This is a genomic window from Coraliomargarita sinensis (genome assembly GCF_003185655.1).
Lineage (GTDB): Bacteria > Verrucomicrobiota > Verrucomicrobiia > Opitutales > Coraliomargaritaceae > Coraliomargarita_B > Coraliomargarita_B sinensis.
Genome location: NZ_QHJQ01000001.1, coordinates 331,749 through 358,203 on the forward strand (window position 1 = coordinate 331,749; position 26,455 = coordinate 358,203).

Sequence of the window (26,455 nt, forward strand, 5' to 3'; positions counted from 1 at the left end):
CTACATGGCAAATTCTACCAAAGACAGCGGTAACAAAGTCAGCTTGGAAGAGCTGCTTCGCTTTAAAAAAGCAGAGCAGCCCGACCAGGAATTCTGGAAAGAATTCGACAGTGAGTTGCATCAGCGGATGATGCAGACCTTGGTGAAGAAGGACCCTTGGCCCGTACAGCTCTTGCGCGGAATCTCCGGCAAGTTTGCGCAAACCACGGCAATCGGGGCCGCGGCGGCAATTCTTGCGCTGATGGCCATCCGCCCCGCATTTGTCGCATCCGGCGAGCAGGGCGAAGCGACGATGGCGACTGCCAGCATCGAGCAGTCCGTGGCGCCGGAAGCTTCGGAAGATGATCTCAACACGGAACTTATGGCCGAGGCCGACTACAAAATCGAAGTGCTCTCCGCTGCATCTGCCCACGACTCGGATGTGGTTACTCAGGACTTCGGCCTGGATCGCATCGAGGTGGCCAGTTACGAAAGCGATGCGTATTCCGCAGACATGTCGCTTTCCGGCTTTACCTCGACAGGCGTCGCGAGCCTCGTGTATTAAGCATTACAAATGCTATCACGCTTTGCTTGGATCGTCACGCTAGGTTGCTTCGCTGCGCAATTTCTCAGCGCAGAGCTTCCCAACGCTTTGGCTCTGCAACAACGCCTGATCGAGGTGTTTGAGCAGAACAAAGGTGCGATTGTCAGAGTTAAAGCGGCCTATGCTCAGCCCGAGGTGGTCGATGGTAAGGCCAAGATCATGCTGCGCGTCGGCACGGGCTTTTTTATCAGTAAGGAGGGGCATGTGCTGGTCAGTGCCAGTCGTGCTGCCGGAGCCAACCGGGTATGGGTCGAATACGAAGGCAAGTCTTATGCCACCGAACCGATCGGGCATGACCGACTCACCAATATTTCCGTACTGCGGGTCCTGACTCCCCCGGAAGAATTTTCTATTATCAATCTGGATACGAGTGTGGGTCACCCCAAGCTCGGAGCGATTGCGGTTGCGATTGCCTGTCCTCTGGACTTCAGCCCCTCTCCCTCAATGGGGATCTTCACAGGAATTGATAAAAAACTGGCCCGTCAAATATTCCCGACCGAGTATATTCGCACGACAATCCCGGTCGATGCAGGGCAAGGCGGGTGCCCCATTTTGGATATCAACGGACGGTTTATCGGCATGTCGGTTGCTTCGATTCCTGACGTAGGTGGGTCCTACTGCCTGCCCGTAGATGCGCTGGTGCGTGTGCGCGACGATCTGATTTTCTCAGGTAAGATCATTCACAGCTGGTTGGGCTTTGAAGTGAAAGCGGAGCTGAATGATTTGGATTCCAATGAGGTTATTCTTTCCAAGGTACACCCGGATGCACCAGCGGCCAAAGCGGGTTTACGGGAGGGAGATCGACTGCTCGCCATCGGTGGACGTGAGATTCAGGAAGTGACCGATGTGCGTGGGGCAATTTTCTTCACTCGGGCGAATCAATATACCTCGATCAAATTTGAGCGGGATAAACAGATTCAGGAAGTTTCGGTTAAGACATTGCCCCGACCGGAAGATGTCCCGGAAATAGCCCCGTCTGAAGAGAGCGAGAAGCCAAACGACCCAGGCGAGACTGATCTAGAGGCAGAAAGTCAGACCGGCGAAGGGGCCACAACCCCGGAACAGGCAGTTGCTCAGTAGCCAAACTACTTGTGCAGAGGTGGCTTGGCGGTCAGTAGCGTCTGTTTGTTCCCCCGCAGGTCTACGTAGAGTGCCGCGTCAAGTGCTTCTGTAGCAACGAGAGCACTGCCGATGGGCGTGGATGTCATGGGCGAAAGTGTGCCCGAGAGGACCCGACCAACGCGCTCGCCGTTCTCGCTGACCACATCCGTGCCCTCACGGGCGATACGGCGACCTTCCAACTTAAAGTGGATGACACGCTGCTTGAGCCCCGACTCTTTTTGTTGGGCGAGGGCCGCTTTACCGACGAAGTCGGGCTTCTTGAATTTCACTGTCCAGCCCAGTCCCGCTTCCAGCGGGGAAATTTCGTTCGAAATCTCATGTCCGTAGAGTGGCAGGCCTGCTTCCAGGCGTAAACTGTCGCGCGCCCCAAGTCCGCAAAGCTTCAGACCTTTTTCGGCCCCGGCCTCCATGATGCGCTGCGCCAGCTTCTCGGCATCATTCGGATGGACGTAGATTTCAAATCCATCCTCACCGGTGTATCCGGTTCGGCAGATGCGCAGCTCGGCGTTGTCCCAAGCTAGGGATTGATGGTAAAAGCGTTGTAGCTCCGCGGCGGCATCGAGTCCCGCTGCCACAAGAATTTCCTCCGCCACAGGCCCCTGCAGAGCCAGTAAGGCAAACTGCTCAGACTGATCCTCGACCGTCAGCTCGAGCTGCCAGGCGGCCGCCTTATCACGGAACCAGGCCAGATCCTTCTCGATGTTGCCGGCGTTGACGCAGATCAGAAATTCGGTGGCGCTGATGCAGTAAACGATCAGGTCGTCGACCACATTGCCATCCTCGGTGCACATGGGCGAGTAGATGGCTTTGCCTACCGGAGCCTTGGCGATACGGTTCACGACCAACCGGTCCAGATACGCGCCGGCATCGGTCCCTCTAACGAAGAACTCACCCATGTGGCTGACATCAAAGAGGCCAGCGGCCTTGCGGACGGCCTGATGTTCCTCCAGGATACTGGTATACTGTACCGGCATATTCCAGCCGCCGAAGTTGACGAAGCGGGCACCATGCTTGGCGTGGAACTCTCGTAGGGGGATCTCTTGTATTTCCGACATCTTATCGTATGGGTTAGTCGCTTAAATTAATTCGAAGATTACTTGCTAAGGTTGAACCGATTGCTTGCCTGACAATTGTACAAATTGCAGGCGGGACAAGTGCAGACCGCAGCTTTTTACTCGTAAACACATTATGGAACCTTCCACAACAGACTTTCGCGAACAGGCCCGCCACTACATTCCGGCAAGCGAGCAGGACATCACCGCTATGCTCAATGCCGTGGGCAAGCCCGATTTGGATGCCCTTTTTGGGCATATCCCCGCAGCGGTGCGCTTTCAGGAGTTGCCGGACCTGCCCGAAGAGCTCCCTTATGAGCAACTGAGCGAGGAACTGGAGAGAATCTCCCACAAAAACCGCACGGGACTGAGTTTTCTCGGTGATGGTCTGCTCGACATCTCCCCTTCGCCGGTGGTCGCACAAATTTGCAATATCCGGAATTTGACCACGGCCTATACGCCCTACCAACCCGAGCTTAGCCAGGGTACGCTGCTGGCCCACTGGATTTATCAATGTTCCATGGCACGGTTGACCGGTTTTGAAGCGGTCAATGCGTCGCTCTACGACCGCTCGACCTCAATTTTCGAGGGCATCTGCGCGGCGATCCGCATGAGCCGGGGCAAGAATACCGCCCTCATCCCGGAAACGCTCTATCCGGGCGACATCGAGGTGCTGGAGACTTTGGTCGAAGGTATGGATGTTCGTTTGGTCAAAGTCGCGGCCGATCAAAGCACCGGCCTGATTGATGCGCAGGCCTTGGAAGTTGCCATCGACGAGGTGGGGGACCAACTGGCGGCGCTCGTCTTTCCGCATGTCAACACATTCGGGCTGGTTGAAGATGTGGATGCATTGACCCGTCGTGCTGCTGACGCAGGGATCAAGTCGATTGCGGTCATTGACCCGCTTTTGCTTGGCCCCGGCGGGCTTAAGCCGCCCTCCGAGTTCGGTGAGGAAGGTGTCGATATTATTGTTGGTGAAGCCCATCACCTCGCTCTGGCGCCGAATTTTGGCGGTCCCGGCCTTGGGCTCTTCGGTGTTCGTTTCTCGCAAAAAGACCGCAATGGCGTGCGTGCCGCGCCGGGGCGCTTCATCGGGCGGGCCCGCGACTGCTCGGGTCGTGAATGCCGCGTCGGGGTGCTGTCCACCCGTGAGCAGCACATCCGGAAAGACAAGGCTACTTCCAACATTTGCTCCAATCAGGCTTTTATTGCTACACTGGTTGGTGCTGCCCTACTGGAACGGGGCGATCCCGGTCTGGAGCAGATTCTCAGCGGGATGAAGTCCCAGCTCAGCCAAGCGGTCGATGCCTTGACCCGCTTCCAAGGCGTAAAGCTCGCTTTCCCGGACTCCATAAGTTACCACGAAGTGACACTGGAGTTGTCGAAGGCGACTCCAGAGGTACTGAAAGCGGCCCACTCGGCCGGAATTTTGGCCGGGGCGGATGTTTCGGACCGTATTTCCGGGGAACGCCATCTGTTGAAACTCTCCTTCAGCAATCGTGAACAAGACCTGGCTCCCTTGATCGAGGTCTTTAAGGATTTATTTGGTGAGGCATCCGATGAAGCTGGCAAGCTCAAGGCTCCAAACGCTGACCTTGCACGGGCTACGCCGCCACAGCTCCCGAGCTATCATGCGGATGAGGTCGTTCGTTACTACCAGGAGCTGGGCAAGTTGAATGTCAGCCCGGACGACGGGTGTTATCCGCTGGGCTCCTGCACCATGAAATACAACCCCAAGATCAATGACTGGGCGGCGGGGCTGCCTGGCTTCACCGATGTGCATCCGCAGGCACCGATTGAAGATGCGCAGGGTTGCCTCTATCTGCTTCACGAAATCCAGGAATGGTTCAAAAAGATTACCGGGCTGCCCGGTGTCACGACGCAGCCGCTGGCCGGGGCGCAGGGGGAACTGGTTGGGCTGAAGCTTTTTCAGGCCTACCATCGTGATCGCGGCGAGAAACGTGACGTGATGCTCATTCCCCGCTCGGCGCACGGCACCAATTTCGCCACCGCCACCATGGCGGGTTTCGCGGGTAAGCTGGGTAAGATTGTTTATCTGGAGGCGGATGTGGCCGGACGTGTTCTCAATGAAGATTTAGACCGCCGCATTGAGGAATACGGGGATCGAATCTCGGGCATCATGATCACGAATCCCAATACCTCCGGAATTTTCGAAACCTCGTTCAAGCAGATTGCCGAGAAGATTCACGCCATCGGCGGGCTGGTTTATATGGATGGTGCCAACATGAATGCCATCGCAGGCTGGGTCGACCTGGGCGCGCTCGGCGTCGATGCGGTTCATAATAATTTGCACAAGACCTGGACGATTCCTCATGGTGGCGGTGGCCCGGGCGATGCCATGGTTGCCGTCAGTGAACGGCTCTTGCCGTATCTGCCCGGTTATCAAATCGAGAAGGACGGCGAGATGTATCGGCCGGTGAAACCGGAAAAATCGATCGGGTCCTTCCACCGGCACTGGGGTAACTTTGCCCACAAGGTGCGCTGCTACACTTATTTGCTCCGGCTCGGACGTGAAGGTGTGCGACGGATGGCCGCCGTGGCCGTGCTCAGCGCGCGTTACACGCAGAACCTTTTGGACAAAGAGTATGCCCTACTACCCAAGGGTGCCGATAGCGAGCCGCGCATGCACGAGTTTATCATTACGTTGCACGACGAGGACTACGCGCAGCTCGAGTCTGTCGGACTGCGCAAAGCGGATTCCGCGATGCGGATCGGAAAGCTCTTTCTCGACTTTGGCTTTCACGCGCCGACGGTGGCCTGGCCCGAGCCGCTGGGTCTGATGATTGAGCCGACGGAGAGTTACACCAAGGCGGAACTCGATCGTTTTGCGGATGCGGTTAAGGCCATTCGCCGGCTGATCACGGAGCACCCGCAAGCGTTGCTCTCGGCGCCGCATTTTACCCCCATTGACCGGGTGGAGGAGGTCGAGGCCAACCGCGATGTTTGTCTCTCCGAGTCTCTGGACGAACTACCCGAGATCAATTTGCCTCGTATTTCCACCCGTGAGCTGGCCAAGATGTCGGTTGACGCGATCTATGAGAAGATTGTTGAAGCTTCCAAGCCGGCAGCTTAGCTTAGGGTATGGTGGTTGCATACTTCGTCGCTCTTGTTGTTGGGATAGGAGCACTTTACTGGCTGGTGCTGAAAAACTCGGCGGAGAAGATAGCCAAGCAATATGTTGCGCTCGCAGATAGTTATGGGCTTGAATTGAATCAGCCCGAGCCGGTCATGGCTGGCTTCATCCGCCCCGAGCCTTCCGTCTATGGTAAAATTAAAGAGCGTGAGATTTCGATCTCCGTTCCCGGTAAAGGTCTGCAAAACACCCGGCAGATCGAGACGGTCCTGAAGTTGGAAATCACCGACAACAAGTTTGCCGCCCAGTTCACCGGAGCGGGCTTGCTGGGAAGCTTTCGCCAACGCGACAGCCGCGGGATGGAACGCTGGAAAAGTGGCAACGAAAGTTTCGACCATGCGGTGGATGCCCGGACCAACGACGGCGGCGTACTGGGTCGTCTTCTTGAAGGCGATCTTCAGTCTGACATTATCTCTGTCCTGAAGAAAGGGAAAGGGAGCATTTACATCGGATCCGGCGTCATGGCGTATGCCGAATTGGGTTTGATTGCCAGCGATGCCTGTCGCGAACGGTTTGAGGCGGTTTTGCAACTCTTGCTCCGTTTGGCCGATGCGCTGGATGCGCCCTAAGGTATCTCCCACATAATTGGAATTTTTTCTAATAAAAACATTCATCCACACGTCTATTACTCATGATGAAAATGAAACACTTATCCCTACTCCCCGCGGCCGCAGTGCTGTTTGCCGGCTGCATGCAAGCCGAGCCAAAGGACGCCACCGAAGCGACCGGTCCTGCCATCACCGTCTACAACGAGAACTTCGGGGTGGTGCGCGATAGGGTGCCACTCGATCTCAGTGCCGGGGTCAGCGAGGCCAGCTATAGCGGTGTGACCTCTCAGCTTGAGCCCGAGTCGGTGGTTCTGCGTGACCCTTCCGGTAAGATTGATCTAAGCATCGTCGAGCAAAGCTACCGGGGCGACCCCGTCGATCAGACGCGCCTTCTGCAGATGTTTGAGGGACAGACCATCGATTTTTACAAAACGGTGGGCGACGAGGAAGTCGTCGTCAAAGGTCGCGTCATCCGCGCCCCGAAACTGGTGATGGCGAAAAACCCGCGAGGCGGCCAATACCAGAAAAATCTCGAGCCGATCATCGAGGTGGACGGACAGCTTTTGACCCGGCTTCCGGGCGAACCGCTTTTCCCCAGTCTTGGTGACGATTCCATTCTCGAGCCCACACTCAGTTGGAAACTCTTCTCGTCGAAGGCCGCCAAGTTGGAAGCTCAGCTCAGCTATCTCACCGATGGGATGTCCTGGAAGTCCGACTACAACCTGGTGCTTCCGGAAGAGGGCGATGTGGTCTCCCTGACCGGATGGGTCTCGATTGAAAACAATACCGGAACCTCCTTCGAGGAAGCCAAGATCAAGCTGATCGCCGGCGACGTAAACAAAGAGAAAGCTCAGCCACCGCAGAGCCAAATGGTATACGCCAGAGCGATGGCGAGTGATGCCCTGGCTGCTCCCGAGGTCGAGACCAAGAAGTTCGACGAGTTTCACATGTATTCGCTTCCCCTCGCCACCACTCTGCGTGACCGAGAGACCAAGCAGGTCGAATTTGTACGTGCGGAAAAAGTGCAGACCAAGAAACTCTACGTGTACGACGGCTTCAGCGGGCGCTTTCATGGCGGGCGCAACACCAACCCGAACTACGGGACGAATTCACAGCCGGACGTGGCCATTTACCGGGAGTTCAAGAACAGCGAGGAAAACGGACTCGGCGTGGCCTTGCCGGCAGGAAAAACCCGTTTCTATCGTATGGACAGCGATGGTCAACTGGAGTTTACCGGCGAGAATACCATCGACCACACGCCCAAGAACGAGACCATCCGTGTCTATCTGGGGAATGCATTCGACCTTGTAGGCGAACGTACCCGGACCGATTTTTATAAGCATCCCAGTCGTGATCTGATCCGGGAGACATACGAAATTGAGATCCGCAACCGCAGTGAAGGGGAAGTTACCGTACAGGTGGTCGAGAACCTCTTCCGCTGGTCGAACTGGGAGATCCAAAACCCGAGCCAGAAGTTTGAAAAGAAAGATGCCCAGACCATCGAGTTTGCCGTCACTGTGGATCCGGATGGAACCAGAACCGTCAGCTATACGGTGGAGTATACTTGGTAACGAATACCAATGCCGGACATCATCCGGTAATGCGAAAACCACGAAACAGAGTTTGCTGCGCCATCTCCGTAAAAACTCCGTCAAGGCTACTAGCCTCGCTTGTCAAAGCGGGGTGTTCGAGTTGCGAAAAATCTGATCTTACCGGAAAAAGTAAGAAGCTACTATCATTTAAACGAAGAATTAGTTTAGTAATTTCCTTAGTCTGACTGTCGTTTCTTCCCGATTTAGCTGACTTTTAGCCACATCGAGGGTGAATTTCTCGAATTTATCAGAGTCGAGAGTTTCCCTTTCAAGCAGCCCGTTTTCAGAAAGGAAAATCAAGCAAGTTGCCAGCGCGACGCGTTTACTACCATCAACGAAGGGATGGTTTTGGCATAGATAATAGAGATAAGCGACTGCAATTTCGACACCGTCCTCAAAAATGGCATGACCGGACATAGTCGCCTGCGGAGCAGCGATAGCTGACTCCAGTAAGCTTTTCCCTAATGCCACTCGAGCCGCCGTGCGCAGCGAGCACTTCTTCATGGATAACAAGAATGGCGTCCAAACTCGGATGCGCACACTGTTTCATCAGGAAAGACGTTTAAAAAGCTTCTCATTTTTACTGATGATGCGCTTGGCTGACTCACGGGCAGTGTCAATCGACCGACGAATCGGGGTGAGTGTGATCGTGCCACCATCGTGCACAGTCATGTTAAGTTCATCGCCTTCTTTTAGGTGGGCCTGCTCAATCAAAGCCGCATCGAAGATGATGCCGCGAGAGTTTCCAACCTTAGCCAACTTCTTGACCATAATGTAATACTATGTATCACGCTCGGCGGGGGCAAAAAATTAGTTCTCCAACTCTAAAACCTCGTTGGCAAGGTCCTCCATCATCGCAAAAGCGCGCTTGGCGGTGCGTGGCTGATAGTGGGCGCCATCGGATTGTGCGGTCGGGTCGGTGAAGGAATGCACAGTGTTGCTGAACTGCACGAGCGTCCAGTCGTCGACTCCGCCCTTGCGCATCGCTTTGATGAATGCCTGCACGTCTTCCTGTGGTACGTAAGGGTCATCGGCACCGTGAAGCACGAGCAGCGGAATGTTTACCTTTTGAGCATCACTTTGCAAAGTGGGCGAAGCCAGATCGCCGTGAAACGAGACGATACCGTCAAGGTCTTCTGATCCGGTGCGGGCGTATTCAAGAAGCGTACCGCCGCCGAAACAGAAGCCGGCTCCGAGTAGTTTGCTCGTATCAATCGGGTGCTCGCTGGCGAGTGCCTTAAAAGAATCGAGTGCCTCTTGTGCGCGGGCGCGCATCAGTTCACGGTCCGAGCGGACGAATCCCGCGGCTACTCCGGCCTCCTTGGCACTGGTTGGGCGCACATCGACACCGTACATGTCGGCCACGAAGACGGCAAACGTCTCTCCGGCGAGTTGTTTTGCCTTCTCAAGAGTGGAAGCTTTGTCCGGCCCCATCCAATTGGGCACCATGAAAATGCCGGGCAGGTTTTGTCGCCCCATGGCAGCGTCCTGATTGTAGATGAGATGGCCCCGGAATTTCGTGCCGTCTAATTCGTAGGTCACCTGCTCGTGCACCAGTTTGGCCTGGGCGACGGTGCAAAAGAGAATCGCAAAGATTGGGTAGAGAACAGTTCGCTTCATACCTCTTTACAAAGAGGGGAGTGCTTCAAAAGTCAAATGAGCCGCTACATGGAGTAGGGTCACTAGGGTTCCGAATTAGCATTAATCGATATAAATCAAAACTGGAAGTGTCGTCGGGGTGATTCATCGCGCGATCGAGAGTAGTAGCGACATCGAATCGACTGGCATGCGGAGCGTTTCCATCCACTTGAAGCTTTCAGGGCACTCTGACACCAGACTTGTCTTCGGGTCGGGGGATAAATCACCTCGACGACTAACTCAGCACACTACGAACGGTGGGCTTTTTCTTCCCGGTAGATTTTTTGCAGGGCCTCGAAGTCCTCATAGCGGGTGCCGGAAAGAATGCAGTGATCGTAGAGTTCCCGCTGCTTCATCTCGTCGCGGGCTACTCGCATGCGCCGCCGGATTTCGTCCTCGTCGTCCGTGCTGCGGTGGCGCAGACGGCTCTCCAGTTCCTCCATGCTCGGAGGCATGATAAAAACCGTCACGACCTTGCCCCGAAGCAGCGGATCTTCACGGCCCGCCTCTCGGAATGTGGCGGCTCCCTGCACGTCAATGTTCAGGAGCAGATCGGTGCCGGCGGCCAGCTTGTCCTGGATCTCGCTCTTGAGCGTGCCGTAGCGATTGCTGTGAACATTGGCGAATTCGTAAAACTCTCCGGCCGCCACTTTGGTCTCAAAAGTGGCGTGGTCGAAAAAATAGTAATCGACCTTGTGTTGCTCGCCCTCGCGCGGAGGGCGTGTGGTCGCGGTCACCACGCGACTGACTCCGGGTTCTTCCGCCAGCATGCGTTCGCACACCGTCGTCTTTCCGCTGCCCGCCGGGCCGGAGACAATAAGGAGCAGGCCGCTGGCGTTGGAACCCGTCATGAAAGTGAGAATGACATCAGAGTGAGAAGGATTCCGTAGGCGGCAAAGACTCCGCCGAAGATACGGGGCCGGTTTTCAGAGCGGTAGAGCCAGCTCAGGAAGTCACGCAGCTTGTAGGGGCTGGCGCCGAGTATGAGCGCGACGACAATGGCAAGATACACAAAGAATTTCAGGACAAGGGCACCGAACTGATATTGCATGTATCCCGCTTCCAGTATGGCGCCGGCAGTGAGCAGAATGAGTGCAGCCAAACCACGGACCGCCAGGAAATCGGGCACGAAGTAAAACGAGCCGACCGCCGTGACCAGAAAGAGGGCAAAAAGAATATTTTTATACTGACCGAAATCAGCCGGCCCGAGCTGGGTGACTTTGTAGAGAAACCAGGCAGTGGCACTCCCCAGAAGGATATACGCGGCTGCCTGTGAACGGGGAAAGGCTTTGACCGAAGTTTCCGAGCGCATGCCGTGCCAGAGGAAGTGGCCTCCGAAGGCGATCAGGAAGAGCCCGGTCAATAATGTGGCGAGAAAAAGTGACATGAATTTAAATGACTAAGATCTAAGGCCTAATGATGAAACGGCGTGGAGAAAGAAAAAACGCAACAAGAGATTTGCCAGCACACCGCCGGGCTGACACTCGATGAAAGATGAAATTGCGATTGGCAGGCGTTTCTCAAGAGATCGATCTGATTGTCTTCGATTGTGATGGCGTATTGCTGGATACGATGCCGGCAAAGATCGAGGCTTTTCGGACCTGGGTCCCGGAAGCGTATTCCGAGTATGCCGGAGTGTTCATGGATAAAGTCATGCACGGTTTCGGGCGGAGTCGGCGGCATCATATCGAGTCTTTCTATCGGGAAATCCTGGCGATGGATCCAGAAGCCCCATTCCTGGAGTCTGAAATCGAGCGCTTCACCGAAATTTGCGAGCCGCTCTGCGCTAACGCCGGCTGGCGGCGTGGATCGAAGGAATTTGTCACATGCTGTCTGGAGGCCGGGGCGCTGCGCTATGTGCTTTCCGGGACGCCGCAAAAACCGCTCGAGTCAATGCTCCGGTCCAACGGAGCAAGCGCGCTTTTCAATGTGATCCTCGGCTCGCCGCCGGCTAAACCGGATAGTATGGTGCGTATTCTTCAAGAGACCACCGTGGCTCCCGAACGGACGATCTTTATCGGCGATGCCAATGCCGACCGAATTGCAGCGGAGCACGTGGGGGCGCATTTCGTCTATTTCCCCTCCCAAGCAGCCCGTCCAGAGGGGGATATGGTAACGGAAGTCGAGGATTTGCGGGATTTATTGCGATAAGAAAATCTTTATTTATTGACAATTAGAATAAGATTAACTTATCTAAGGCTTTCTTATTCATCCCATGAACAACAAAAAAATACCTCTGCTTTACCTCGGCATCGTGCTCTTGGGGTTTTCTCTTAATGCACAGGGCGGTTTCGTCCTGTTTGGCGATGCCGGTGAAGCCCCGGTTCCGGAAGAGAAATCGGTCCGGCCCTTAACCGCTCCTTATTTTCACGAAGACGCCTTTGTCACCACGGATGTACGTGCCTGGTATGCCAAGCATCACTTCTACAGCGACACGATCGGCGGCGATGTTACGGTAATGGCCGTTCAAGTCCGCGTAGCTTTAACGCAGCGCCTGCAGTTGGTGGCTTACAAGGATGGCTACACCGAGTTTGACGACGCGTTGGTCCTCGGCGACAACGACGGTTTCAACGATATCGGGGCGGGATTGAAGTGGGCTTTTCTGCAGGACTGGGAGAATCAGTTTCACCTGGCAGCCGGTCTGGGCTACGAATTCGGTTGGGGCGACGATGAGGTGCTTCAGGATACAGATGAATTCCGCCTGTGGCTATCGGCCAACAAGGGCTTCGGCAAGCTGCACTTCGGGGCGGTCGTGAACTACATCATCTCCGATGACGACTCGGAGGGCTTGGCGGGTAATTCGGACCTGATCACAGTGCACTTGCACGCGGACTATTACCTGACTGAGTGGTTCAGCCCCGTGGTCGAGATCAATGGCTATTTTGCCCAGGATGAGGGAGTTTTCCCGTTCTCAGGGGTCGATGCGGTCAGTCTCGGTGGAGGTGATGGTGAAGATATCTGGACCGGTGCCCTCGGTTTTGAGTTGCGTCCGCTGGGTCCGGAGTTTGGTTTGCGCGCAGCCTATGAAACAGAGCTGTCCGATAACGTCAGTCTCTTCGGTCACCGCTGGACCCTCTCCGCGGTTTATGAATTTTAGTTCGTTGTAGTTTGTTAGTTGATAAAGGGCGGCCTTCGGGTCGCCCTTTTTTACAATGTCTTCCGGGCGATCCAGAGTATCGGTGGAAGGCGCTCCGGGTTTCGGGTCGGTGGTTCCCTGTCTTCGATCTGCCAATCGCTTTCGGGGAGCGATCGCATCCAGGTTTCGACCTGAACGGCTTCATCGTTTCCGCCGGTATGCCCGCGGTAAGCGGTGACCAGCAAAATGCCGCCCGGCTTCAATAAGGACTTTGCGGCATGCAAAGCACGAAGCGTTGTTTCCGGTTGTGTTGTCACCTGTTTCACGCCGCCCGGTAAGTAGCCAAGGTTGAAGGTGATGGCGCTGACACGACTTGGGTAGTCCTTCAGCAAGCCTTCAAGAGTCTCGGCGTGATCGCCTGTAATTAATTTGACCCGATCCAATCGCGCGGCGGCTTGGAGTCGCTCGCGGGTCGCCTCAATCGCGGAGGCTTGCAAATCGATTGCGAGGACTTCACCGGCGACGCCCACCAGTTCGGCCATGGCAAGTGTATCGTGGCCGTTGCCTGCGGTGGCGTCGATTGCTGTATCGCCGGAGCGCAGTACGTTTTTCAGTTTGAGGTGAACTGCTTCGGTCAGACGCATGTTGTCATAATCAGAAGTTAGAAGAAGCGCTTGATATCTGTGTCCGGATCGAGCGCTTTGCCCTCATGGATATACTCGATCAGTTCCCGGCTCAAGGTCGGCGAGAGTGAGGCGCCCTTTGAACCGAGACCATTGAATATGTAGAGCCCCCGCTTTCTGGGGTGGGCTCCGAGAAAGGGGCGGGCGTCGGTCGTGCTGGGTCGGAGCCCTGCAGGTTGATCGAGAATCGTCAATGCCTGTGGCCTGCGGGTCATGGCCTGGAACGCCTCGCAGAGTTCCTCCCTGGCGGCTTCCGTCGACTCGGGGGTCAGATCGCTTTCATCATAAGTCGCGCCGATCCGGAAGGAGCCATCGGGATAGGGGAGAAGCCATTTGCCGTGGTGATGAAGCTCTCCATGTAGATCGAGACCGTCGCTGCGGCAGAGTAGGGTTTCGCCTTTTGCCGGTGTCAGTGGTAAGTCATTAAACCAAGGGTTTTCTTTCAGCGCGGCGCCTTCGCAAAAGATCACTCTTTCGTAACCTTGCCCCTTATAGAACCAGCCGCTTTCGTTTTGTTTTAGAGCCTGATGTTCGAAGACCGTATCCTCGTAGTGTCCCTCGGCGAGCAAGCGAGCCCTCATTGATTGAATGTACAAAGGCAGGTCCACGTAGGCGACACCCTCAATCCGGAAGCTGCCGTGCGGATTCTCAAAATCGCAATTTTCCGATGGGACTTCTTCAAATCCGTCAAGCACGTTGTCGTATCTCGGATTACGGCAGCGTCTTTTGGCGCGCTTGGCATCGTCCGCATTCAAGCAGAAGCGCACCGCAGGTAAGGGATGGTAGAGCCGGATGGAAAACATCTGTTCAATTTCGGCGTAATAGTTGGCCGCTTCCGGCGCGAAGTCGTCAAAGCGCCATGACTTCGTCATCCATCGGCCGGTCACCGGATTAATAATGCCGGCCGCGACCTTGGCGGCACTGGGCATGGTCGAGCTGCCGATCACCTGAAAGGCAAGGCCCGCCCGGTGCAAGCGCCAAGCCAGCGTGCAGCCAGCGAGGCCGGCGCCGACGATCAATGTCTTTGGGTTGTGGGTTGTCGGTTGCAAGTTGTGAGAATGCAGCAAGAATAAAGGGATCAGACAACGAGCAACTTTCAACGGGTAACACTTTGTGAATCTGTTTCATCGCATTCGTGAGCGTTTTTTCTTTAACATGCCCAAAACCCTGCCGGTTGGGAGCACCCGTGCGGAACGCGGGCGCTATGGGGAGGACTTGGCTTGTCGCTACTGCCGCAAGGAACTCGGCTACCGTGTTCTGGCCCGCAACTGGCGCAGCAAGCGGGATGAACTTGATTTGATCTGCACGGATCAGAACGTTCTGGTTTTTGTCGAAGTCCGCGCCCGGTCCGAGGAAGCGCTGGTTTCCGGGGTTGCTTCGGTGGACGCTCGCAAGAAGAAGGTTTTGCAACGGGCCTGTAAGCGGTATTTAAAGCAATTGCAAAATCCACCAAAACACTTCCGTTTTGATATTATCGACGTAACACTTGTCGAAGGAACGCCTGGCACGGTTCGACATTATGCCAACGTTCCCTTATTTCATAAACACTACACTGCCTAGCCAATGACCCAAGCCAGCGAAGATGAATCCAGACATCCCTTTCTCAAAGGGTTGAGCAAACACCGTGGGGCGCCACCGACGGTCGTCGTAATTTTTGGCGCCTCGGGCGACCTGACCGCGCGCAAACTTGTGCCGGCGATCTTCAACCTGGGCGTGGATAACCTTCTGCCGGGCGACTTTCACCTCATCGGCTACGGTCGTAAGGAGATCCCGGACGAGGAATTTCGCTCACTCATGGACGAGGCGATTGAAGAACATTCCCGCCGGCCGCTCAGTAAAGAAATCTGGGAACGTGTGCGCCACAACACGACTTACCATGCCGGGGGCTATGACGAGGCATCTTCGTTTGCCTCACTGGCGGAGAAGATCGACGGAATCGAAAAAGAGATCGGCCGGGAGGTGCAACGGCTCTTTTACATTTCGACGCCGCCAAGCGTCTTCGAGCCAATCATATCCAACTTGGGCAGCAGCGGGATGGCCAAGGCCCATCTGCACACCAAGTTTGCTTCCAAGGTGATTGTGGAGAAGCCCTTCGGGCACGACCTCGGTTCGGCCCGTGAGTTGAATGCCGCGATTAACGAGGTGTTTGAAGAGTCGCAGGTGTACCGGATCGATCACTACCTCGGGAAAGAGACGGTGCAGGACCTGCTCGTTCAACGTTTTGCCAATTCGATTTTTGAGCCGATCTGGAATCGCGAATACGTCTCCTGCGTGCAAATCACGGTGGCCGAAAGTCTCGGCGTGGGCTCGCGCGGCGGCTACTACGATACCAGTGGCGCGCTGCGGGACATGATTCAGAATCATACCATGCAACTGGTGGCACTGACAGCCATGGAGCCACCCGTCTCGCTCGACCCCGAATCGATTCGCGACGAGAAGGTCAAGGTGTTGAAGGCGATTCAGCCGCTTGCGCTGGATGCCGAGGACGGCGACGTCGTGCGTGCACGCTACGAGAGTGGCTTGGTCGACGGGGAGCCGGTCAAAGGCTACAAGGAAGAAGAGGGTATTCCCGAGGATTCCTTCACCGAAACCTATGCCGCATTGCGCCTTTCCATTAACAATTGGCGCTGGAAGGGCGTGCCCTTCTACATCCGCTCCGGCAAGCGCATGGCCCGACGTGCGAGCGAGATCGCCATACAGTTCAAGCGTCCCCCCGGCATTCTCTTTTCGGAGGGAAACAAATTCGACGTGGCTTCAAACACGATGGTCATCAGCATCCAGCCGGACGAGGGAGTCACCTTGGTGATGAACTCCAAGATCCCCGGCTTGGAGACCCGCACCCAGCCGGTCAAAATGCACTTTCGCTATGCCACGACCTTCGGCTCGAACACCCCGGAGGCGTATGAGCGCCTCATCCTCGACGCCATGATCGGCGACAGTACACTCTTTATCCGTGGTGACGAAACCGAGGCCTCCTGGAAGCTGATCACTCCGATCCTCGACCATTGGAATGAAGCCGGAGAGGAAGGCTTGGCGACGTATGCGGCCGGCTCATGGGGGCCGAAGGAGAGCGAGCAGCTCCTGGCGAGTAACGGGCACGAATGGCGTCGGTCCGGGTAGTTAAAAATTGAATACAATAGATGAAAGATTTGATCGACGAATTGCCCGGCATTGCCTTGCCGGTGCGTGAAGTGGCTCATCGCTTGAATACGATGTGGCAGGGGGAAGGCGACGGGTCTCCGTCGGAGTTCCGCGCTTCGCAAATGAACGTGGTCCTGCACTTTGGGCGTGAAGTCACTCCGCGGGAGGCGACGCAACGGTTCGGCGAGCTGATCGAATTCGCACAGCGCTACCCGAGCCGGATTATCGTGCTCTGCCCCTGCGATTCGATCAGCGACGGCTCGATGCGGGCGAAACTCTTCAGCCAGTGCTATATCGGCGACTCACACCGGGAAATGTGCTGCTGTGAAGCCCTGATGCTGGGCTATCAGCCGGACGATTGTGGCTATCTGGGCAATCAGGTATCGGTTTGGCTGGAATCGGACCTTCCCACTTATCACTGGTTCAGCCGGGTCCCGGCAGAGCGGATTGAGGCCTATTTTGACAATCTTCTGGTCGGGGTTCGCCGTTGTATTTACGACAGCAGCATCGAAGAGAAAGATCTCGGCGCGCTCGACTGGCCCGAGCCGGACCGCGTAGGTGATCTGGCGACCGCGAGGTTATTGCCGGTGCGTCAGGCGATCGGTCAGTATTTGAGTGGCTATTCGATCGAGCAACTCTGCCATGGGCTGAAATCAGTGCGGATCCGGTATGCGGAATCCATGTCCGGGGAAGGCAGACGGCTGCTGGAGTGGATCAAAGACTGCCTTAATGAATGCGACAAATGCGAGGACTGCAGTGCGTTAAAGGCGGACTACGACCTCGGCGAGTGTCAGGCCGACGACTGCCGTCTGACCTTGGAGCTTAGCTACGAAGATGATCGCTACTTCCGCTGGAGGATGTTGAGCGGCGGAAACCTCGGCATGGTCGAGGCGTATTTAGGCAAGTCCGAGGAGAAGGTGACGACCCGCGTCAAGTCGCTGGGTGCGGAGCAAACGATTGCAGAAGCGCTGTTGTTTTAATCGGCTGATTCGATTTCGTCGAGTGCCTTAACCACGTCAGCCATCTGGCCGGATGTGGCCGCGCTGAGATCGCGCCAAACCAGCACGCCATCCTTAAATAAGTAGGCTTGTCGGCTCCAGCGCCCCTTCCCGAAAGCCTTGGCCACGGATTTGTCCGTATCGGCAATCAGGGTGAAGGGCAGCGAGTGCTTCTCGCGAAATTCTGCTTGGGTCTTGGCGGTGTCGGAAGACACGCCATAAATCGTAACCTCACGTTTCTGTAGTTCGTCCCAACCGTCGCGCAAGCTGCAGGCTTGCTTGGTGCAGCCGGGGGTCATTGCTTTCGGGTAGAAGAAAACCAAAACAGTACCCTCGCTGAGGGCATTGCCGAGGTGGACAGGGTTGCCTCGGTCGTCGATACTTTTGACAGCGGGCGCCTTCGCTCCAAGTTTGAGCTCATCTGCCTGTAGCAGAGCGTTGAAGAATGAGAGTGCCATAAGGGTAAGAATGCATTTTAGCATAATCAACCATCGGCAGGAGGGGCGGTTGGCTTACAGACTATCTGTCAGCTTTTGCGTGGTGTGCTCCAGGCGTCCAGCCAGTGTTTCCAGCATCTTCACCGCAATTTCCGGATGCTGACTGACCAGAGCCTCCAGATCAATCCCTTCGTATTTTGTGACGGTCGTCGGCATGCGGGCTCTGACACAGGATGTGCGCGGTTTGCCCAGAATGGCGCTGACTTCCCCGAATATTGTGCCGGGGAACATCAGGACGTTGAGCACGACATCGTCTTTTACGACTTCGACGGCTCCTTTCTCCAATACGTAAAATGCTCTGCCATGATCACCCTGACGGATGATGACATTGCCGGCTCGGAATTCTTCTGTGGTTGGCACCTTTTCAGTCATGTTGAATAAAGCCCTGATGGGCAAGCTTGCGCTGATGTAAATTGCGTTGACGGTCGTTAAGGCAGCTTAGAAACATAAACGGATGTTACAGCGCGTATTAACCTGCATTTGGATCCCGGCCTTATTGGCGCTGATAAGTGCATGCAGCCCGAATGGAGTCGAGGTCGTGAGCGAGACGGATGAGAAACAGTACCAGCTTGCTCAGGATTTCAAAAACCAGGGCCGGACCGAGGAGGCGCTCAGCGCCTTTCTCCGGGTGATCGATGCGCGTCGCGATGCCCCGGAGTCGCATTTGGAGGCCGGTTACATTTACCTGCGCACAATGAAGGACCCGATTCGCGCGATCTACCATTTCGAACGTTACCTTCAGTTCAAACCGCAATCGCCGCAAGCCAGCCAGGTGCGCCAGCTCATCGAGACCGCGCAAAAGGAATTCGCGCGCCAGTTGCCGGCCCAGCCGTATGAAGGGGATTTGGAGCGTATTGATTTAATGGAACTGGTGAAGACGCTCAAACAGGAGAATGACAGTTTGAAGCGCGATCTAGTTGCCGCGGAAAAACGGGTCAGCCAACTGGAAAATGTTCTCGGACAGGCCAGAAGGGTGCCCCGCCCGCAGACTGAGGCTCCCGCGGTCGTGCGCCGGGAACAGCCCGTTCGCACGGACGGAGGCACGGCCACGCCCGATCCGGAGGATGTGCCCCGCACCTACACCGTGCAGTCGGGAGATACGCTCAGCACGATCAGCCGGCGCTTCTATGGCACCCCCTCCCGCTGGATTGATATTTTTCAGGCGAACCGTGACCGTCTCTCCAGCGAAAATGCCCTACGCGTGGGGCAGGAGATCCGCATCCCCTGATGCTTCAGGGTGGTTTGACGACGGCACTACGTTTGGACTATTATGTCGGGCATGCGTTTCTTTGATTACAACGCGACCACACCGCTTCTGCCCGAAGCGAGGGCGGCCTGGCTTGAGGCGAACGATGCGTGTTGGCTCAACCCCTCAAGCCCCTATCGTGCCGGTGCGGCTGCGCATGCCCGGTTGGAGGAAGCGCGTGATCGATTAGCGGCCTTGCTGGATGTCGATTCCCGGCGTATCGTATTTAATTCCGGAGCGACCGAGGGGAACAACGCTGTCTTAGCCGGTTGGTCACGAACGTTCGGCGAGAAAGCACGGGTCGGCGTCGGCGCGACGGAGCATCCAAGTGTTCTTGAGGCGGCGAAGCATCACTTCGATCAGCGTATCGATTGGCTGGAGCCCGAACCCGGCGGGGTGATTCAGCCGGAAACTTTGGAAGGAAAGGCGGTTTCTGCGGTTTCCATCATGGCGGCAAATAACGAAACCGGCGTGCTGAACCCATGGCAGGAATGGGCAAAGGTCTGTCGGGGCCGGGGCATTACCATGCACTGTGATGCTTCGCAGTGGATCGGAAAAATGCCGCTCGAAGGTTTGGGCGCCTGCGATTTTGTCACCGCCTGCGCACACAAATTCGGTGGACCCAAAGGGGCGGGGTTCCTGCTGGTTCCGGAGGGTTGTGTCTCTGGGTTTGTCGGTGGGGCACAGGAGGGCGGTCGTCGTGCCGGCACGGAAAATTTGGCTGGTATTTTGTCGATGTTGGCTGCTCTGGAGGCTGTTGAAGCGAAGCGTGCGACTTTCTCAGCCAAGGCGAAGGGAGACTTCCTGGATGCGCTGGAAGAGGAAATGCCCGGAGTGACAGTGATTGGCCGCGGCCAGCCTGCGCTCTGGAATACGGTCGCCATCGTACTGCCGGACTTTAAAAGCAGCCGCTGGATTCGTGCCCTCGAAAGAAAAGGCGTTCTGGTCTCAGCGGGCTCGGCCTGCTCGACAGGTAAAGGTGGGCCTTCACACGTGCTGGCTGCAATGGGCCTCGACCCCAATCAGGCAGATCGAGCGTTGCGCATCAGCTCCGGATGGGAAACAACGCCGGACGATTGGAGCGCGTTGCTGGACGCCCTGCTCAGCAGCTACAAGGAACTCAAGAAGGAGGCTGCCGGCTCCAACTCGCAGGTTATTTCGATTTAGAACGTATGCGTTTCCTTAATCTGCGTCTGCAAAATTTCCGCAATATCGAGTTTGCCGAGCTCTCGCTGGATGCGCCCCGGACCTTTCTGCTCGGTGCGAACGGACAGGGGAAATCGAATATCCTTGAGGCGCTGAGCCTGGTGACTGCACTTCGCTCCTTTCGTACCCAAAATGCCGGGGCACTGCCGCGAAAAGAGGCGGGTCAGTATGCTCTGGTTTATGAAGTCGAGCATGACGAGTATGGCGTGACCGAGATCGAGATACATGGGGGACGTGAGGGACGAAAGCTTCTCGTCGATGGCGAGCCGGTCATGCGATTGGGCGATTTTATCGGGCGCTTCCCGGTTGTCCCTTTGAGTTCGGCCGACTTTCAGCTTTTGAGAGGAAGCCCTGCGGAACGGCGCCGTTTTCTGGATCTGACCTTGTCGTCAATCGACCGGCACTACTACGACGCGCTGCGACAATATCACCGAGGAATCACGGAGCGTAATCGACTGCTGAAGAATGGCCGCTCAAGCGCTGAATTTGATGCCTTCGAGGCCGAGATTGCCACTCATGCGGCGGTGCTCTCGCACAAGCGCACGGAGGGATTGGCCCGCCTTGGTTCTGTCCTGAAAGAAGTTTATACCGGACTGGCCGATGCCGACGAAGGTCCGGAGGTGGTCTACAGCCCCAATGTCGAAGTAAAAGACGCGTCTCAGTTTAAGGATGTTTTGGCGGCGTCGCGAAAGCGGGATGAAATCATGGGGGCGACGCAAAAAGGCCCGCACCGGGATGACATGAGGTTGGCCCTGAACGTTGGCGGCGCCAAGGAATATGCCTCCGACGGCCAGCAGCGCGGGCTCTGCGTGGCGCTGCGGATCGCCCAGGCGACTCTGTTTCGGGAAGCCCTGCAGGTGGCGCCGGTATTGCTCGTCGATGATGTCTTGGGCGAACTCGACCCGCATCGTAAAGCCGGTTTTTGGAGGGCCTGCCCCGGGGACTTGCAGATTGTCGCGACCGGCACCGAATTGCCGGAGGATGCTCCCGGGTGGTCCGTCAGTCGGGTCAAGGCGGGGCGCCTGGCGCCGAATTAGCTTCCGTTTAGCTTGAGTTCCTCGGTGAGGCTGAGTTTGCCGGAAGGGTCGCAGTCTGCTCGTATCCCGATAAAGCCATCGGCGAAACGATCATAGTAAGGCCAAAGCAAGGTGCGGTCGGTTTCCGGGATCGCAAGCGCGTCGATCGCCTTTCTGCTGTAGAAGCGGAACCTTCCTTCATCGATCTCCGGAGGCAGCGCGTCGATCGTCCGCAGACAATTAAAGAGAAACATGAGCCAGTGCCCGGAGCCTTCGTAACTTTTTTCCGAAATGTAGCCGAAACAGTGCAGGTCCTGGTCCTCCAGGGAAAGGTTGATCTCCTCCATGACCTCACGCCGGGCACACTCGTAGGGCGACTCGCCCAGACGCATGTCCAGTTTTCCCCCGATCGGGCTCCAGCAGCCAAGGTTTGGGGCTTTGCGCCGCTCAATCAACAAATGCTCCCCGTCAGGGTTTCGAACAAAAACGAGTGCGCTTATTTTAAAAGGAAGAACGGATGTCATGCTACGGCAAGTTCCCGAGCAACGGACGAAGTGCAAGTGAATTTCTCTTTCTGTGCAAAGCGAATGCCCCTGAACCAATACAGTAAAAGAACAGTTAATAAATTAGGGGAAAAATATATTGCTATGGGTCTTTCAGCCCCGTATCGATTAGAAGCTTAAGTTGTTAATATCAATTATCCCATACATTCCCAAATTTTGATGAAGAAGCTGTTATCCCTATGTCTCTTCCCGATCTTCGCTTCGGTCTCTTTATTTGCTCAGAAGGAGGCAATTAAAGTGGACCGGGTTGATTTCAATTCTCTTCGCGATGATTGGATTCAAATGGAGGTGGAACTTTCATGTCACGGAAACCCGTCTCCGGAGGCGCGTGATTCACGGTTCGTGGAAAATATTAGAGTGAAGGTCTATCTGGCCTTCACCCGTGATGAGAAAAAACGCGAGTACGATTACTACGTTTCTGAAGTGGAGATCGTGATTATGGAGCAGGGCGACGACAACAACGTCTACTTCTACCTGCCCGGCCCGATCGCCGAACGCGACCAACTCAACACCGATCCTGACTTTTATTATGTCGAGGTTTCAGTCAATGATGAGGAGCAGTCCCCGCAGAAGTCTGCCATTAGCAGCAATATCCCGAATTTGGAAATCCTTGAGTCCTTTATCTCCAAGGCTGACGCAGGAAGTCTGGAAAACGAACATTTACTCATGCCGATATATCTGGTTTCCGGGGTTGAACTTGGGCGCGTCAGTGATCTTCCTGTGTTTCTGCGTCGCGACGTGCGCCAGTAACTTCTCCTGCTAGAAACCTTTCGTATCGATGAGTAGCTCGAAACAATTAATCATTAACTGCGGCGCCAGCCGGGTCACTGCAGCGGTAGCTGAAGTGCAGGCAGGCGAACTGAACATGGAGAGATGGGTCACTGTCCCACTCGACTACGATTTCACTGAAGACGAGTCCTGGCTTGATGCCGTCAGATCCGCCCTGCAAGAACTCTCCCATAGGCACCATTTATCAGGCAAGGCTTCGATTATCATCCCGGGTAATCAGGTTCTGACCAAAACGATCCGCATCCCGCATGTTGAAGAAGCCAAGCGAGCCCAAATCCTCGCTTTTGAGGCGCAGCAGAATATTCCCTATCCTTTGCACGAGGTCGTTTGGGACAGCCAAGTGGTTGGGGATGACGGCGTGGAGACGGAAGTTCTATTCATTGCTTGTAAGTCAAATACCATCAGCGAGATTTGCAACATGGTCGCCGGAGCGGGCTTCACGCCTGAAAGGATCAGTGCCGCGACAATTCTCGAGTTTAATGCACTGCAGTTGGCCTCGCGTGACATCGAAGAGGATGTCCTTCTGATTAACATCGGGGCGCGCTCCACTAATCTCGTCTTCAAGAGCGAAAAAGGCTTTTTCGTTCGGAATATTCAACTGGGGGGGAACACACTCACCCAGAATATCGCGGACAGCCTTGGTAAAACCTTCCCCCAGGCCGAAGAAATCAAGCAGAAGTTTTTTACCGAGGAGCTGGATTATGGCGACGACGATTCGGGAGCAAAGTTGTTGCAAGGCTCCGCCGATGCATTTGTCCGCCGCACAAGCCAGGAAATTACCCGTTCCATCGTAAATTACCGGCGTCAGAAAAATGCACCGGCGCCCAAGCAAATTCTTCTGACCGGTCGCGGATCCCTCCTGCGTGGATTATCCGAACAACTTTCCACCAGTCAGAAGATCGCAGTCGATTTTTTCGACCCGTTAAAAGGTGTTGTCCTTGGCGGTGCAATTACGGCAGGTGCTGAAGAACTGCGACTCGAAGCGGGGGAAATTATTGGCGAAGCCGCCCGGTCGATTATTGCGGACAGTGCCGGAGTCAATCTTCTGCCCGGGGACTTACAGGCTGAGATCGACTTCCGTTCCAAAAAACCGCTGCTTGTCGCGGCGGCAATTTGTCTCGCACTTGCACCCTGGCCGGCGTTCTTCGGCTACAAACAAATCAGTGCCGACTATGAAGAGCGAGCGAGCGCCTTGCAGGCCGAGGCCAATCCATTGCGGGTGCGTCAGTCCGAGATTAGCAACCTCGAAGATAAGGCACGCGAGGTAAGCGCCTCGATTGAGCAAGTTAAAGGGCTGGTCAACTCCAAGGCCAACTGGATCCAGTTTTTCGCGGAATTGCAGGAGAGTCTAATGCAGGCTGAGGACGTTTGGTTGGACGATCTGGCCGTTGAGCGCGGAAAATCCGACGAGGGCGATACGGCCTCTTATGAAATTGCGTTGAAAGGCCAGATGCTTGTTCGCGAGACTGCCAGCGGCAGCGGCATCAACCGTGAAGTCCTGACGAATCGTATCAAGCAGCTACAGGCAAGCTTTGAGAATTCCGAGTTCGTCGTCACTTCCAAGCCGCCGAACATCAACTGGAATAGTCTGCGAAACGGACTCAACGTACTGCCATTCAGCATTAACCTGGTGGTGGATACCTCCAAAACTCTTTAATTCACAATGAGCTTCTTCAAAAAAAACCTGCTCTTCTGTATTGTTGTCTTCCTTTGCGTCGCAGCAATGTGTGCGGGCCTGTTTCTGGCTTTCTCAGCGTCCGGTAAAGTTAAGGAAGCGAAGAACAGCCTGAATAGTGCGGAGTTGCAACTCACCGCCTTACTCGGCTCGGATCCCGCACCCTCGGTGGACAATCTGCAGGCGGCAAAGCAGAACCTGAGTGAGCTCCAGCAATCCCTATCGCAAATCCGTAAGGAATTGCAGAAGGGGGCCTCGCTCAGCACTTCGGAGGATGGCGTCAGTGTGATGGCTGGCATCCAGCAATACATTTCCAAGTTTCAGAAGGCGACAGACGAACATGTTGATGAGACCGGCGAGCCCGCCGAGATCGTCACACCACAAGACTTCGCCTTCGGCTTTGAGCAATATATCGACGAGGCATCTATGCTGGAAGATCCGGAGAAAGTTTCTCTTCTCGACAAGCAGCGACAAGTATTGAGTTATCTTCTCACGCAGCTGATCGCGTCGGATCCTGAGTCAATTGATAAAGTTCGCCGTGAGGTGTTGGAAGAGCCTGCCGGAGAGGGGGCCAAAACCTTTAGGGTTGATCCAGCCGTCTCAGCGCGAGTGCCCGGCGCGATCGATACGATGGGCTTCAGCTTAACATTCAGCGGGTATACGGATTCCTTGCGCGAACTGCTTAACCGGTTGTCGCGCTTCGACTTGCCAATCGTCGTACGCAGTATTGAAGTGGACCGCCCGTCTGGAAGCGAAACCGTGGTTGCCCCAACAAACCGCGGGGGCGCGGACAATATTTTTGATCTCTTTGGCGGTGGCGAGACTGCCGGCACTGAAGAGGAGTCGAGCGAAGGCCCGAAACCTGTTATCGAAGAGAATATTTCCCAGTTTACGGTCATTCTCGAGCTCATCGAGGTGGTTTTGCCGGAGACGCAAACCCAGGAAGATTCTGACACTGTATGAAAAAATTATACGACAAGCTGATCTTGGTACTAGCGCTTCTGGCACTACTCGGGGGAGCGGCACTCTACTTTTTGAAATCGGACGTCACCTCGCAGCAAGCCGCTGCCGGGGACGCTGAGCCTGCTGGCAACCCTTACCAGCCAATCCCGATTCCCGAGCCATCCGCCAAAACGGCAAGCTGGCCGGAACCTGAACATCAGTCGTCGGGCCCGAACTGGCTGTATGATGTATTTACGCCGCCGAAAATCTACATCGACAGGCAAGGAAACTTTACCGCTGAACCTCCCAAGGTAATCGACCAGGATGAGCCGTTCGGAGTTTATCTGGCTAAAATGGAGCGTATGCCGTACCGAATCCAGATGCAGGGCTACAGTGGCGATCGCGATAAGCCGGGCGAGGCGGTCCTCTTCTTCTTCGATGAAGAACGGCAACTTCGGTTCTTTATCCGCGAAGGGCAAACGAACGACGAATCTGAAGTCGAGGTACTCGATTTTACGATCGAACGTGAAATTGACGATGATAACAATGTGGACGTGACTGCCGTCGCCACCATCCTGGACAAACGGAGCGGAGAGGAAGTAAAGCTGAATGACGAGGAAAGACTATTTAGCTCAGAAGTCACCTTGTTGTTCCGGTCCGAGGAAGATTCCGAAGTTGAGGTTGAGCTCATGATTGACCCACAGGAACCAACAACCGCCTTCCAGACATCTGCAGGCGAGTTCGTCCTAAAAGAAATAAACCTTGAAGACCAGACTGTAACAGTAGAGAAAAAAGCTACCGAGGACATGGAGTCACGTACTCTCACCCTATCACCGACGATATATCAAAAGCCAGAAGACACTCAACCCAATGTAGAAGCCGAAGAAGATTCGAGCAACGATGCCGAATTTGATTTTGCCTTCTAACGACGATT

At 55.4% G+C, this 26,455-nt stretch carries 28 protein-coding genes; 17 read left to right on the top strand and 11 right to left on the bottom strand.

Features of this window, described 5'->3' with window-relative positions; genetic code table 11:
* Positions 1-4: 4 nt before the first annotated feature.
* Both DDZ13_RS01475 and DDZ13_RS01480 read left to right on the top strand, forming a co-directional pair.
* Complete coding sequence (locus DDZ13_RS01475) at positions 5-544, top strand: hypothetical protein (RefSeq protein WP_110129650.1); 540 nt, start codon at positions 5-7, stop codon at positions 542-544.
* A gap of 9 nt (positions 545-553) precedes the next feature.
* Complete coding sequence (locus DDZ13_RS01480) at positions 554-1,663, top strand: S1C family serine protease (RefSeq protein WP_110129651.1); 1,110 nt, start codon at positions 554-556, stop codon at positions 1,661-1,663.
* Positions 1,664-1,668: 5 nt separating this feature from the next.
* On the opposite strand, the gene gcvT is transcribed toward DDZ13_RS01480, so the two are convergent.
* Positions 1,669-2,760: a glycine cleavage system aminomethyltransferase GcvT gene (gene gcvT, locus DDZ13_RS01485; RefSeq protein WP_110129652.1), complete on the bottom strand. Its 1,092-nt coding sequence runs from the start codon at positions 2,758-2,760 to the stop codon at positions 1,669-1,671.
* 133 nt (positions 2,761-2,893) lie between these two features.
* Here gcvT and gcvPB point away from each other — a divergent pair, with 133 nt between their 5' ends.
* The 3 genes from gcvPB (at position 2,894) to DDZ13_RS01500 (ending at position 8,030) form a co-directional block, all read left to right on the top strand.
* A complete protein-coding gene (gcvPB, locus tag DDZ13_RS01490; RefSeq protein WP_110129653.1) occupies positions 2,894-5,851 on the top strand; it encodes an aminomethyl-transferring glycine dehydrogenase subunit GcvPB in 2,958 nt (985 codons plus the stop codon).
* An 8-nt stretch (positions 5,852-5,859) separates the two neighbouring features.
* Positions 5,860-6,480, top strand: coding sequence for a hypothetical protein (locus DDZ13_RS01495; protein WP_110129654.1), 621 nt, complete (start codon positions 5,860-5,862; stop codon positions 6,478-6,480).
* Positions 6,481-6,551: 71 nt separating this feature from the next.
* Positions 6,552-8,030, top strand: a complete 1,479-nt coding sequence (locus DDZ13_RS01500; RefSeq protein ID WP_158279733.1) for a DUF4139 domain-containing protein — start codon at positions 6,552-6,554, stop codon at positions 8,028-8,030.
* Positions 8,031-8,210: 180 nt separating this feature from the next.
* Here DDZ13_RS01500 and DDZ13_RS01505 read toward each other — a convergent pair whose 3' ends face one another.
* The 5 genes from DDZ13_RS01505 to DDZ13_RS01525 all read right to left on the bottom strand — a co-directional run bounded on the left by DDZ13_RS01505 (position 8,211) and on the right by DDZ13_RS01525 (position 11,076).
* Entirely contained in the window at positions 8,211-8,555 is a 345-nt protein-coding gene (locus DDZ13_RS01505) for a type II toxin-antitoxin system death-on-curing family toxin (RefSeq protein ID WP_146209196.1), read from the bottom strand.
* A 45-nt stretch (positions 8,556-8,600) separates the two neighbouring features.
* On the bottom strand, positions 8,601-8,822 hold the full coding sequence (locus DDZ13_RS01510) for an AbrB/MazE/SpoVT family DNA-binding domain-containing protein (protein ID WP_110129657.1): 222 nt from the start codon (positions 8,820-8,822) through the stop codon (positions 8,601-8,603).
* Positions 8,823-8,861: 39 nt separating this feature from the next.
* The gene (locus tag DDZ13_RS01515; protein ID WP_110129658.1) at positions 8,862-9,671 is read right to left on the bottom strand and encodes a dienelactone hydrolase family protein; all 810 of its coding nucleotides are present in this window, start codon (positions 9,669-9,671) and stop codon (positions 8,862-8,864) included.
* Between the two features lie 266 nt (positions 9,672-9,937).
* The gene (gene gmk, locus DDZ13_RS01520; RefSeq protein ID WP_110129659.1) at positions 9,938-10,540 is read right to left on the bottom strand and encodes a guanylate kinase; all 603 of its coding nucleotides are present in this window, start codon (positions 10,538-10,540) and stop codon (positions 9,938-9,940) included.
* On the bottom strand, positions 10,537-11,076 hold the full coding sequence (locus tag DDZ13_RS01525) for a hypothetical protein (RefSeq protein ID WP_110129660.1): 540 nt from the start codon (positions 11,074-11,076) through the stop codon (positions 10,537-10,539). Before DDZ13_RS01525 ends, gmk begins: the two co-directional genes overlap by 4 nt.
* 107 nt (positions 11,077-11,183) lie before the next feature.
* Between DDZ13_RS01525 and DDZ13_RS01530 the strand changes: the two genes are divergently transcribed.
* Together DDZ13_RS01530 and DDZ13_RS01535 are read left to right on the top strand one after the other, a co-directional pair.
* The gene (locus tag DDZ13_RS01530) at positions 11,184-11,840 is read left to right on the top strand and encodes an HAD family hydrolase (protein ID WP_110129661.1); all 657 of its coding nucleotides are present in this window, start codon (positions 11,184-11,186) and stop codon (positions 11,838-11,840) included.
* Between the two features lie 64 nt (positions 11,841-11,904).
* A complete protein-coding gene (locus DDZ13_RS01535) occupies positions 11,905-12,786 on the top strand; it encodes a hypothetical protein (RefSeq protein ID WP_110129662.1) in 882 nt (293 codons plus the stop codon).
* A gap of 50 nt (positions 12,787-12,836) precedes the next feature.
* Here the strand turns inward: DDZ13_RS01535 and mnmM are convergent, their stop codons facing one another.
* On the bottom strand, positions 12,837-13,409 hold the full coding sequence (mnmM, locus tag DDZ13_RS01540; protein WP_110129663.1) for a tRNA 5-(aminomethyl)-2-thiouridylate-methyltransferase MnmM: 573 nt from the start codon (positions 13,407-13,409) through the stop codon (positions 12,837-12,839).
* A gap of 17 nt (positions 13,410-13,426) precedes the next feature.
* Complete coding sequence (locus tag DDZ13_RS01545; protein ID WP_158279734.1) at positions 13,427-14,497, bottom strand: NAD(P)/FAD-dependent oxidoreductase; 1,071 nt, start codon at positions 14,495-14,497, stop codon at positions 13,427-13,429.
* A 64-nt stretch (positions 14,498-14,561) separates the two neighbouring features.
* On the opposite strand from DDZ13_RS01545, the gene DDZ13_RS01550 reads away from it, so the two are divergent.
* Genes DDZ13_RS01550 through DDZ13_RS01560 form a run of 3 tightly spaced genes read left to right on the top strand, consistent with a single transcriptional unit; the run spans position 14,562 to position 17,569 of the window.
* The gene (locus tag DDZ13_RS01550) at positions 14,562-15,008 is read left to right on the top strand and encodes a YraN family protein (protein WP_199221023.1); all 447 of its coding nucleotides are present in this window, start codon (positions 14,562-14,564) and stop codon (positions 15,006-15,008) included.
* A 3-nt stretch (positions 15,009-15,011) separates the two neighbouring features.
* Positions 15,012-16,568 carry a glucose-6-phosphate dehydrogenase gene (gene zwf, locus DDZ13_RS01555; RefSeq protein WP_110129665.1) on the top strand — a complete coding sequence of 519 codons (1,557 nt, stop codon included), beginning with the start codon at positions 15,012-15,014 and terminating at the stop codon, positions 16,566-16,568.
* Positions 16,569-16,588: 20 nt separating this feature from the next.
* On the top strand, positions 16,589-17,569 hold the full coding sequence (locus DDZ13_RS01560) for a glucose-6-phosphate dehydrogenase assembly protein OpcA (protein ID WP_110129666.1): 981 nt from the start codon (positions 16,589-16,591) through the stop codon (positions 17,567-17,569).
* Here DDZ13_RS01560 and DDZ13_RS01565 read toward each other — a convergent pair.
* Together DDZ13_RS01565 and DDZ13_RS01570 are read right to left on the bottom strand one after the other, a co-directional pair.
* The gene (locus tag DDZ13_RS01565) at positions 17,566-18,045 is read right to left on the bottom strand and encodes a peroxiredoxin (RefSeq protein ID WP_158279735.1); all 480 of its coding nucleotides are present in this window, start codon (positions 18,043-18,045) and stop codon (positions 17,566-17,568) included. The two genes, DDZ13_RS01560 and DDZ13_RS01565, sit on opposite strands and share 4 nt — an antisense overlap.
* A 54-nt stretch (positions 18,046-18,099) precedes the next feature.
* Positions 18,100-18,456 carry a Crp/Fnr family transcriptional regulator gene (locus DDZ13_RS01570; RefSeq protein WP_110129668.1) on the bottom strand — a complete coding sequence of 119 codons (357 nt, stop codon included), beginning with the start codon at positions 18,454-18,456 and terminating at the stop codon, positions 18,100-18,102.
* A gap of 166 nt (positions 18,457-18,622) precedes the next feature.
* Between DDZ13_RS01570 and DDZ13_RS01575 the strand changes: the two genes are divergently transcribed.
* Genes DDZ13_RS01575 through recF form a run of 3 tightly spaced genes read left to right on the top strand, consistent with a single transcriptional unit; the run spans position 18,623 to position 21,573 of the window.
* Positions 18,623-19,312 carry a Cell division protein CpoB gene (locus tag DDZ13_RS01575; RefSeq protein ID WP_158279736.1) on the top strand — a complete coding sequence of 230 codons (690 nt, stop codon included), beginning with the start codon at positions 18,623-18,625 and terminating at the stop codon, positions 19,310-19,312.
* Between the two features lie 51 nt (positions 19,313-19,363).
* Positions 19,364-20,497 (top strand): cysteine desulfurase family protein, encoded by a 1,134-nt coding sequence (locus tag DDZ13_RS01580; protein ID WP_158279737.1) that lies wholly within the window; start codon positions 19,364-19,366, stop codon positions 20,495-20,497.
* 5 nt (positions 20,498-20,502) lie between these two features.
* A complete protein-coding gene (recF, locus tag DDZ13_RS01585; protein ID WP_158279738.1) occupies positions 20,503-21,573 on the top strand; it encodes a DNA replication/repair protein RecF in 1,071 nt (356 codons plus the stop codon).
* Here recF and DDZ13_RS01590 read toward each other — a convergent pair.
* Positions 21,570-22,076, bottom strand: a complete 507-nt coding sequence (locus DDZ13_RS01590) for an NUDIX hydrolase (RefSeq protein WP_110129672.1) — start codon at positions 22,074-22,076, stop codon at positions 21,570-21,572. The genes recF and DDZ13_RS01590 overlap by 4 nt on opposite strands.
* Before the next feature lie 198 nt (positions 22,077-22,274).
* Here DDZ13_RS01590 and DDZ13_RS01595 point away from each other — a divergent pair, with 198 nt between their 5' ends.
* From DDZ13_RS01595 to DDZ13_RS01610, 4 genes are read left to right on the top strand one after another with little or no spacing between them, the layout of a single operon-like run.
* Positions 22,275-22,865 carry a hypothetical protein gene (locus DDZ13_RS01595; RefSeq protein ID WP_110129673.1) on the top strand — a complete coding sequence of 197 codons (591 nt, stop codon included), beginning with the start codon at positions 22,275-22,277 and terminating at the stop codon, positions 22,863-22,865.
* 28 nt (positions 22,866-22,893) lie between these two features.
* Positions 22,894-24,561, top strand: a complete 1,668-nt coding sequence (pilM, locus tag DDZ13_RS01600) for a pilus assembly protein PilM (protein ID WP_110129674.1) — start codon at positions 22,894-22,896, stop codon at positions 24,559-24,561.
* A gap of 6 nt (positions 24,562-24,567) precedes the next feature.
* Positions 24,568-25,542, top strand: a complete 975-nt coding sequence (locus tag DDZ13_RS01605) for an Amuc_1100 family pilus-like protein (protein ID WP_110129675.1) — start codon at positions 24,568-24,570, stop codon at positions 25,540-25,542.
* Positions 25,539-26,447 (top strand): hypothetical protein, encoded by a 909-nt coding sequence (locus tag DDZ13_RS01610; protein ID WP_110129676.1) that lies wholly within the window; start codon positions 25,539-25,541, stop codon positions 26,445-26,447. The genes DDZ13_RS01605 and DDZ13_RS01610 overlap by 4 nt, the downstream gene beginning before the upstream one ends.
* Positions 26,448-26,455: the final 8 nt, after the last annotated feature.

Excerpts from the sequence above, each read along its gene's own strand:
- DDZ13_RS01475 (WP_110129650.1), top strand. The coding sequence starts at position 5 with ATGGCAAATTCTACCAAAGACAGCGGTAACAAAGTCAGCTTGGAAGAG.
- DDZ13_RS01480 (WP_110129651.1), top strand. The coding sequence starts at position 554 with ATGCTATCACGCTTTGCTTGGATCGTCACGCTAGGTTGCTTCGCTGCG.
- gcvT (WP_110129652.1), bottom strand. The coding sequence starts at position 2,760 with ATGTCGGAAATACAAGAGATCCCCCTACGAGAGTTCCACGCCAAGCAT.
- gcvPB (WP_110129653.1), top strand. The coding sequence starts at position 2,894 with ATGGAACCTTCCACAACAGACTTTCGCGAACAGGCCCGCCACTACATT.
- DDZ13_RS01495 (WP_110129654.1), top strand. The coding sequence starts at position 5,860 with ATGGTGGTTGCATACTTCGTCGCTCTTGTTGTTGGGATAGGAGCACTT.
- DDZ13_RS01500 (WP_158279733.1), top strand. The coding sequence starts at position 6,552 with ATGAAACACTTATCCCTACTCCCCGCGGCCGCAGTGCTGTTTGCCGGC.
- DDZ13_RS01505 (WP_146209196.1), bottom strand. The coding sequence starts at position 8,555 with ATGAAGAAGTGCTCGCTGCGCACGGCGGCTCGAGTGGCATTAGGGAAA.
- DDZ13_RS01510 (WP_110129657.1), bottom strand. The coding sequence starts at position 8,822 with ATGGTCAAGAAGTTGGCTAAGGTTGGAAACTCTCGCGGCATCATCTTC.
- DDZ13_RS01515 (WP_110129658.1), bottom strand. The coding sequence starts at position 9,671 with ATGAAGCGAACTGTTCTCTACCCAATCTTTGCGATTCTCTTTTGCACC.
- gmk (WP_110129659.1), bottom strand. The coding sequence starts at position 10,540 with ATGACGGGTTCCAACGCCAGCGGCCTGCTCCTTATTGTCTCCGGCCCG.
- DDZ13_RS01525 (WP_110129660.1), bottom strand. The coding sequence starts at position 11,076 with ATGTCACTTTTTCTCGCCACATTATTGACCGGGCTCTTCCTGATCGCC.
- DDZ13_RS01530 (WP_110129661.1), top strand. The coding sequence starts at position 11,184 with ATGAAATTGCGATTGGCAGGCGTTTCTCAAGAGATCGATCTGATTGTC.
- DDZ13_RS01535 (WP_110129662.1), top strand. The coding sequence starts at position 11,905 with ATGAACAACAAAAAAATACCTCTGCTTTACCTCGGCATCGTGCTCTTG.
- mnmM (WP_110129663.1), bottom strand. The coding sequence starts at position 13,409 with ATGCGTCTGACCGAAGCAGTTCACCTCAAACTGAAAAACGTACTGCGC.
- zwf (WP_110129665.1), top strand. The coding sequence starts at position 15,012 with ATGACCCAAGCCAGCGAAGATGAATCCAGACATCCCTTTCTCAAAGGG.
- DDZ13_RS01560 (WP_110129666.1), top strand. The coding sequence starts at position 16,589 with ATGAAAGATTTGATCGACGAATTGCCCGGCATTGCCTTGCCGGTGCGT.
- DDZ13_RS01565 (WP_158279735.1), bottom strand. The coding sequence starts at position 18,045 with ATGGCACTCTCATTCTTCAACGCTCTGCTACAGGCAGATGAGCTCAAA.
- DDZ13_RS01570 (WP_110129668.1), bottom strand. The coding sequence starts at position 18,456 with ATGACTGAAAAGGTGCCAACCACAGAAGAATTCCGAGCCGGCAATGTC.
- DDZ13_RS01580 (WP_158279737.1), top strand. The coding sequence starts at position 19,364 with ATGCGTTTCTTTGATTACAACGCGACCACACCGCTTCTGCCCGAAGCG.
- recF (WP_158279738.1), top strand. The coding sequence starts at position 20,503 with ATGCGTTTCCTTAATCTGCGTCTGCAAAATTTCCGCAATATCGAGTTT.
- DDZ13_RS01590 (WP_110129672.1), bottom strand. The coding sequence starts at position 22,076 with ATGACATCCGTTCTTCCTTTTAAAATAAGCGCACTCGTTTTTGTTCGA.
- DDZ13_RS01595 (WP_110129673.1), top strand. The coding sequence starts at position 22,275 with ATGAAGAAGCTGTTATCCCTATGTCTCTTCCCGATCTTCGCTTCGGTC.
- pilM (WP_110129674.1), top strand. The coding sequence starts at position 22,894 with ATGAGTAGCTCGAAACAATTAATCATTAACTGCGGCGCCAGCCGGGTC.
- DDZ13_RS01605 (WP_110129675.1), top strand. The coding sequence starts at position 24,568 with ATGAGCTTCTTCAAAAAAAACCTGCTCTTCTGTATTGTTGTCTTCCTT.
- DDZ13_RS01610 (WP_110129676.1), top strand. The coding sequence starts at position 25,539 with ATGAAAAAATTATACGACAAGCTGATCTTGGTACTAGCGCTTCTGGCA.